This window comes from Pseudomonas sp. 05N434, assembly GCF_056396965.1.
This window is the reverse complement of sequence record NZ_JBFTMK010000261.1, coordinates 1-6,759: the sequence shown is the minus strand read 5'-3', so window position 1 is coordinate 6,759 and position 6,759 is coordinate 1. Positions and strand designations below refer to the sequence as shown.

The following is a 6,759-nucleotide window of genomic DNA, read 5'->3' as shown; positions in this document are numbered from 1 at the left end:
TCCAAACATTGAGCAACAGGGAAATATCCGGAGAAGCATCCAGATATTTCCCTGATTTTTTAATCTGCGAGCTTTGGCATGCACTAGACGCCATCATCCGCTGTCTTGTCTGTGACGATGAGGGGCTCGATTCCCCAGTCGCCAGACAAATACCAATCCTCTCCGAACATCTCGGCCGGATGCATCGTACGGTCGGAGCCATTGCCGCATGCCAGGGACTTGGCCGGACAATACCGGTCACATCCCCAACAGATCCGCTCGGGGTGCTTGGGGTTGACGGGGAAGTTCTTGGCCATTTCGATCTCCGGTCATTGAGAGACGTTCTTCCAACCTACAGCCTTTGTGCAAAACCATCCTTGATGGATATCAAGAATCGACATCGAGCGACTGCCCTCCCTATCGCGATCCTGGAGCTAAGCTTCTAACGGTTTAATTGATCAAAACTTGATAACAATCATTATTGTTCGCAGCAAAGCTTCCTAGACTCGGGTTCCTACTCGTCAGTGCTCAGGAAGACATTATGCGTACCCACCTCTCACTCGCCCTGCTCTTGCTCGTACCGCTGGCTCACGCAAAGGAATACCCGATCGGGGAACCACAGCTGTGTCAGGGGTTGGAAGTCGGGGCGGTGTATCTGCAACCGATCGAGATGGCCCCGGCTGGCATGATGCGCGCTACTGTCGATTCTGATGTTCACCTGGAAGCTGACATTCGGGCCACCGCGGACAATCGACAGGGCTTTCAGGAAGGCAGTTTCGTGCCTTACCTCAATGTCTCGTTCAACTTGAGCAGAGCGGGTAACCCGGACGAAATCAAGGGCGACTTCCATGCCATGGTCGCCAATGACGGCCCGCACTATGGCGACAATGTGAAGCTGCTGGGGCCGGGCAAATATCGGCTGACGTTCACCGTGCTACCACCCACCGGTCACGGCTCCCTCGGGCGTCACACCGATAAGGAAACCGGTGTGGCGCCCTGGTTCGAACGCTGCGAACTGCACTACGAGTTCATCTACGCCGGCATCGGTAAAAAAGGCGGCTATTGAATGAAGCGCCTGCATCTTGCCTGGCTGATCGTGGCCGGAACAGTTGCGCCGTTGACGGCGCATGCCGAGTTGCCGAGCTTTGAGCTGACCCTGCGCGATGGCCACTTCTCCCCTGCCTTGCTTGAGGTCCCGGCCGGACAGCGCTTCAAGATCGTCCTGAAAAATAGCGGTCAGGGGCCGGCCGAGTTCGAGAGCACGCCGTTGCGGGTTGAAAAAGTACTGTCGCCGGGCGTGACAACCTTCGTCGTCATTCACCCGCTCAGGCCCGGCCACTATCCCTTTTTCGACGAGTTCAATCCGCAATTGCCCGAGGGCGGCATCCTCGCGAAATAACCTGTTAGCGCACGGAGCTTCCATGAATCAATCAATGTTCATCGTCTGGCGCGAAAGCGTCGAGGCGTTGCTGGTGATCGGCATTCTCCAGGCCTGGGCCAGCCAACAAGGCCAGCGTCATCGCTTGGTCAAATACCTGTGGGCGGGTGTGATGCTGGGGTTGATGCTCTCGGGCCTGCTGGCGGTGTTGATTCTGTTTGCCGGTGAGGCCATGAGCGGGTCGGCCAGTGAATGGTTCCAGGCCGCACTCGCACTGTTTGCCAGCCTGTTAATGGTGCAAATGGTCGGCTGGATGCACCGTCACGGGCGCACCCTCAACCACGATTTGCGACGGCACGCCGATAGCCACCTGGCTCGACAAGGAGGCGCAGGTCTATTACTGCTGGCCATGCTCGCGATCAGCCGCGAAGGCAGCGAAACGGTGGTATTTCTCTATGGCGCCGGCGCCCGGTTGCGAGGTCCGCAGCTCGGTTTGTTTGCCGTCGGCGGCGTGTTGGGGCTGGTGCTGTCCGCGCTGACCATTACGCTGCTGCACAGCAGTCGCCGCTTCATTTCATGGCAACGATTCTTTGCCATCAGCGAAGTCATCTTGCTCATGCTCGGCGCGGGGTTGCTGGTCAGCGGCACCGAGCGAATCGGCGGCCAACTGCTCGCCCTGGATGTGCCGGACGTGGTTTACAGCCTCGTAGGCGAATCGCTTTGGGACGGCAGCGCGTGGCTGAGCGACAGCCATGGATTGGGTGGCTTTCTGGCCAGTTTTGTCGGTTATCGCGCAACGCCCAGCGGCATGACCCTACTGGTGTGGGTCGGTTACTGGCTGGTCGTCAGCGCCTGGCTACGCCAACGGGCTGCAGAGAAAGTCCCATGCCTGACCTGAGCCGGCACAATCGATGGCTCCAGCGCCTGGGTGACGGGATGCGTCGCCATGCGTCCGTCATCCGTGCGCTGCAGTGGACTGTCGTAGTGTTTTACGCAGTGCTGTTGGTGACCCCGGCGCTGTTGCCGTTGCCGGACAGCCAGGCACGGATACTCGACAACCTGACCTTGCTCGCGCAGTTTTTATTCTGGGGAATCTGGTGGCCGTTCGTGTTGCTGTCGATGGTGTGCTTCGGTCGACTCTGGTGTGGCGTTCTGTGCCCGGAAGGTTCGCTCAGCGAATGGGCCAGTCATTACGGCAAAGGCCTGGGTGTGCCGCGTTGGTTGCGTTGGGGCGGTTGGCCCACATTGGCGTTCTGCCTCACGACCCTCTACGGCCAATTGATCAGCGTCTATGACTACGCCCAGGCCGCACTGTTGATTCTGGGTGGCTCAACCGTCGCAGCGGTCATCGTCGGGTTGTTGTTCGCCCGGGGCAAGCGGGTCTGGTGCCGTTACCTGTGCCCGGTCAGCGGGGTTTTCGCCCTGCTCGCAAGGCTGGCCCCCGTGCACTTTCAGGTCGATGAGCAACGCTGGATAGAGAATGCCGCGCCACGCCTGCCGCCCCCCAACTGCGCTCCCCTGCTCGATATCCGTCGCCTGCAAGGCGCCAGTGATTGCCACGCCTGCGGACGCTGCAGCGGGCAACGCGGCGCCGTGCAGCTGATCGCCCGCTCCAGCAATCAGGAGATTCTTCACGCAACCGCGCAGGCGCTGTCCCCTTGGGATACACGCTTGCTGCTGTTCGGCGTGATCGGCTTGGCCATGGGCGCGTTTCAGTGGACGGTCAGCCCATGGTTTATCGCCCTCAAACAAACCCTGGCCCAGTGGCTGGTGGAACACAACCAGCTCTGGGCCTTACGGGACAACGCCCCCTGGTGGTTGCTGACCCATTACCCGCAACTCAACGACAGCTTCAGCTGGCTCGACGGCTTCAGCATTGTCGCTTACTTGAGTGTGAGTTCGATCATGCTCGGCACGGCGTTGATGCTGCTCCTGCGCCTGRCGGCCCGACTGGCGCGAGATCGCGCACTGTATTGGCCTCTGGCGCTGACACTCACGCCTGTGGGTGGTGCCGGACTGTTTCTCGGGCTGTCGGCCACCACCGTCAAATTACTGCGTTATGAAGGTCTGCTGCTGGAGTGGGTACAACCCGCCAGGGCCTGCCTGCTATTGGCCGCCATGGGGTGGAGCCTGCTACTGGGTTGGAAACGGCTGAAACACGAAGGTATTCCCCTGGCTCGGCGCGTGTCGGGTGGAGTTTGCCTGTTCCTCGCCAACGGCCTGATCGGGTTTGGCTGGTGGTTGCAGTTCTGGGGCTGGGCTTGAGTTTCCCCAGCCCCCGTTACCCCCGCAGCACGAAGGCTGGGAACAACTCGCGCATGGCCTCCCACAACTCTGGCAACAAGGCTTGTGCCGAAATGCTTGGCAGTAGCGGATCGAACATCCGCTCAGTGCGGACCAGTTGCACGGCGAAGCGTTTGACGCCGAGCGCACTCAAGCGTTTTGCCAGGATCAGCAGACGCGCCGGCTCGAACAGATGCCAATGCACTGTGGTGCGACATTCGTAGTCCACACCACTGGCCAGCAGATGCTCAAGGCTGCGCCAGTTAGCCGTTCCGCTGCCCTCGACCCGGGTGATAGCCAGGCAATCTTCGGGCAACGCCTTGACGTCGAAACCGACCCAATCCGCGCCAGTCAGCGCCTTGGCGAAGGCCGCAGGCTTGATGCCTGCGCTGTGCAAGCCGATGCGAAATCCCATGTCCCGCACTTCATCCATGGCGCCGAGCAAACCGTCTTGCAAGGTCGGCTCACCGCCGCTGAACACCACGGCATCGAGCAGGTCCTGACGACGTTGCAGAAACACCAACACCCGCCGCCAATCCACTTCCTCACTGCCGCGAGGCGGAATCAGCTGCGGGTTATGACAGTAACGACAACGCCAGGCGCAACCCTGGCAAAACAGCACGCAGGCGAGCTGTCCCGGATAGTCGATAGTGGTCAGGGGCACCATGCCCCCGACCCGAAGCATTCGACTCATTGGCGCCCGGCCAGGGCTGCGCCTTCAGTGAAGTGCACCCGCTCGCGGTGCTCCGACTGTTTACCTGGATTGAACGCTGACACAGGACGGTGATAGCCCATCACGCGGGTCCAGATTTCGCAGCGTTGGCGTTGAGCCTGGGGCAGAGTTTGCGATGCAGTCATGGTGAAGCTCCTTGCGGTTGAGTGGATCAAAATCAATGAACGGTGCCAGCCTTCTGTTCTTGCAACAGCAGGACCTCGTCACATTTGGGGCAGAACTCATGTTCGCCATCGAGGTAGCCGTGCACCGGGCAGATGGAGAACGTCGGGGTCACGGTCAGGTACGGCAGGCGGAAACGTCCAAGGGCCTTGCGCACCAGTTGCTTGCAGGCCTGCACCGAGGAAATCCGCTCGGCCATGTACAGGTGCAAGACCGTGCCACCGGTGTATTTGCATTGCAGTTCGTCTTGAAGTTCCAGGGCCTCGAAGGGGTCTTCGGTGTAGCCCACGGGCAGTTGCGAGGAGTTGGTGTAATACGGTGCCTGCGCACTGCCCGCCTGGAGAATGTCCGGATAGCGCTTGAGGTCTTCCTTGGCGAAGCGGTAGGTGGTGCCTTCTGCCGGTGTCGCTTCCAGGTTGTAGAGATGTCCGGTTTCTTCCTGGAACCGCAGCAAGGTGGCACGTACATGGTCCAGCAGATTCAGGGCAAACTGTCGGCCATGTTCGGTGTGCATGCCCTCCTCGTCGCCGGTGAAATTGCGCAGCATTTCATGCAGGCCGTTGAGGCCGATGGTGGAAAAATGGTTACGCAAGGTGCCCAGGTAGCGCTTGGTGTAAGGGTACAAACCGGCATCCATGTGGTGCTGAATGACCTTGCGCTTGACCTCCAGGCTCTCCATTGCCAGCTCCATCAGCGTGTCCAGGCGTCGCAACAAGCCACTGGTGTTGCCCTTGAACACATAGCCCAGGCGTGCACAGTTGATGGTCACCACGCCGAGCGATCCGGTCTGTTCCGCCGAACCGAACAAGCCACCGCCGCGCTTGAGCAACTCGCGCACATCGAGCTGCAACCGGCAGCACATCGAACGCACCTGATTGGGCTGCATGTCCGAATTGAGGAAGTTCTGGAAGTACGGCAAACCGTAACGCGCCGTCATCTCGAACAGACGGTCGGCGTTCTCACTGTCCCATGGAAAGTCATGGGTGATGTTGTAGGTCGGGATCGGAAAGGTGAACACTCGCCCTTTCGCGTCGCCAGCCTGCATCACCTCGATGTACGCGCGGTTGAGCAGGTCCATTTCGACTTGCAGATCACCATAGGCAAACGGCATCTCCTCACCGTCGATGACGGGTATCTGCTCACGCAAATCCTGCGGGCAAACCCAGTCGAAGGTCAGGTTGGTGAACGGCGTCTGGGTGCCCCAGCGCGACGGCACATTGAGGTTGTAGATGAACTCCTGGATCGCCTGGCGCACCTCCTGGTAACTCAGCTGGTCCTTGCGCACGTAAGGCGCCAGGTAGGTGTCGAATGAACTGAACGCCTGGGCACCGGCCCATTCGTTCTGCAGGGTGCCGAGAAAATTCACCATTTGCCCCAGGGCACTGCTCAAGTGCTTTGGCGGACCGGCTTCGACACGCCCCGGCACACCGTTGAGCCCCTCGTGCAACAGAGTACGCAGCGACCAACCGGCACAGTAACCGGCGAGCATATCCAGGTCGTGCACATGCAAATCCGCCTCGCGGTGGGCCTGGCCGATGGCCTCGCTGTACACCTCGTCCAGCCAGTAGTTGGCGGTGACCTTGCCCGACACGTTCAACACCAGCCCGCCCAGGGAGTAGCCCTGATTGGCGTTGGCCTGGACCCGCCAGTCTTCACGGTCCAGGTATTCATTCATAGAAGTCGCCACCTCGACCATGGTCCGGCGGTCGCGGCGCAAACGCCCGTGCTGTTCGCGGTAGACGATGTAGGCGCGCATGGCGAAGAAGTAACCGGCATCCATCAATACCCGTTCGACCCGATCCTGAATCTGCTCGACGTGCAACCTTGGCAGCCCTTCCAGTCGGGCGAGTACCGCCTGAAGCAAGCCTTCAACCTCAACCTCGGTGTACTCCCCTGTCGCCTTGCCGGCGGCGATCAATGCCTGGCGGATCTTGTCGGCATCGAAGGCGACCAGACTGCCATCGCGTTTGTGCAAGCGGTTACATCCCACTGAGATCAGCGTGCTCTGCATTTGGCCTCCAGATACTACATATAGATGTTCATACACAAACAAACACAACATGCAGTGAAGACTACGGACAAAGTGCTGTTCTGCAATTGATCGATATCAAGATTTGCCGGTGAAAAAAACCGCCCGAAGGCGGTGAAGGGAAAATCGGTGTGAACACTGTGGCGAGGGAGCTTGCTCCCGCTCGGCCGCGAAGCGGTCGTAAAACCAGCAAAC

At 59.8% G+C, this 6,759-nt stretch carries 9 protein-coding genes; 4 read left to right on the top strand and 5 right to left on the bottom strand.

The genetic code is table 11. The features are described from left to right. Window positions 1-83: 83 nt before the first annotated feature. Window positions 84-296, bottom strand: coding sequence for a DUF3079 domain-containing protein (locus AC1DLB_RS17165; RefSeq protein WP_018927823.1), 213 nt, complete (start codon window positions 294-296; stop codon window positions 84-86). A 224-nt stretch (window positions 297-520) separates the two neighbouring features. Between AC1DLB_RS17165 and AC1DLB_RS17160 the strand changes: the two genes are divergently transcribed. The 4 genes from AC1DLB_RS17160 to AC1DLB_RS17145 are packed head-to-tail and all read left to right on the top strand — an operon-like array spanning window position 521 to window position 3,622. Further along, window positions 521-1,045 (top strand): iron transporter, encoded by a 525-nt coding sequence (locus AC1DLB_RS17160; RefSeq protein ID WP_018927822.1) that lies wholly within the window; start codon window positions 521-523, stop codon window positions 1,043-1,045. Further along, window positions 1,046-1,378: a cupredoxin domain-containing protein gene (locus AC1DLB_RS17155; protein WP_204125089.1), complete on the top strand. Its 333-nt coding sequence runs from the start codon at window positions 1,046-1,048 to the stop codon at window positions 1,376-1,378. Window positions 1,379-1,400: 22 nt separating this feature from the next. Beyond that, on the top strand, window positions 1,401-2,255 hold the full coding sequence (locus tag AC1DLB_RS17150; protein ID WP_349746806.1) for an FTR1 family iron permease: 855 nt from the start codon (window positions 1,401-1,403) through the stop codon (window positions 2,253-2,255). Then, window positions 2,243-3,622 (top strand): 4Fe-4S binding protein, encoded by a 1,380-nt coding sequence (locus AC1DLB_RS17145; RefSeq protein ID WP_477785330.1) that lies wholly within the window; start codon window positions 2,243-2,245, stop codon window positions 3,620-3,622. The genes AC1DLB_RS17150 and AC1DLB_RS17145 overlap by 13 nt, the downstream gene beginning before the upstream one ends. A gap of 16 nt (window positions 3,623-3,638) precedes the next feature. Here the strand turns inward: AC1DLB_RS17145 and AC1DLB_RS17140 are convergent, their stop codons facing one another. The 4 genes from AC1DLB_RS17140 to AC1DLB_RS17125 form a co-directional block, all read right to left on the bottom strand. Further along, window positions 3,639-4,334 carry an anaerobic ribonucleoside-triphosphate reductase activating protein gene (locus AC1DLB_RS17140; RefSeq protein ID WP_477743998.1) on the bottom strand — a complete coding sequence of 232 codons (696 nt, stop codon included), beginning with the start codon at window positions 4,332-4,334 and terminating at the stop codon, window positions 3,639-3,641. Beyond that, entirely contained in the window at window positions 4,331-4,498 is a 168-nt protein-coding gene (gene nrdD / locus AC1DLB_RS17135) for an anaerobic ribonucleoside-triphosphate reductase (RefSeq protein WP_028940864.1), read from the bottom strand. Before nrdD ends, AC1DLB_RS17140 begins: the two co-directional genes overlap by 4 nt. Before the next feature lie 32 nt (window positions 4,499-4,530). Continuing rightward, window positions 4,531-6,546: a ribonucleoside triphosphate reductase gene (locus tag AC1DLB_RS17130; RefSeq protein ID WP_018927816.1), complete on the bottom strand. Its 2,016-nt coding sequence runs from the start codon at window positions 6,544-6,546 to the stop codon at window positions 4,531-4,533. Window positions 6,547-6,560: 14 nt separating this feature from the next. Then, window positions 6,561-6,759: hypothetical protein (locus AC1DLB_RS17125; protein ID WP_477785329.1), on the bottom strand; the 199-nt coding region annotated here is incomplete at its 5' end.